This window comes from Bacillus sp. SIMBA_005, from assembly GCF_046535585.1.
GTDB classification, from domain to species: Bacteria; Bacillota; Bacilli; order Bacillales; family Bacillaceae; genus Bacillus; species Bacillus pumilus.
Genome location: NZ_JAWRWI010000972.1, coordinates 1 through 245, shown reverse-complemented (window position 1 = coordinate 245; position 245 = coordinate 1). Strand labels below are relative to the sequence as shown.

At 44.5% G+C, this 245-nt stretch carries 1 pseudogene; it reads right to left on the bottom strand.

The features are described from left to right. Nucleotides 1-89: 89 nt before the first annotated feature. Nucleotides 90-245, bottom strand: a pseudogene (locus SB660_RS22985) (amino acid transporter); the annotation flags it as partial.

The window sequence follows — 245 nt, the reverse complement described above, 5'->3', positions numbered from 1 at the left end:
GCCCAAGAATGATAGTCATAAAACTGTTTTGCATCAGTCATCAGCATGCCCCCTTTTCTAAGAAATTCGTTTTTTCATCTGTTTCTCCTTCAATTGCAAAAGAGTGACACCCCAAAATATCCTGCCGCTGCCCACATTACCGCTGCAGAGCATTTGTTTACGATCAGCATAAGCCTGCCGCTCGTATCTATCGTCTGAAACAATCGGCCCGCTATTGCAAGGCTGATAAACCAAATCCAAGACAC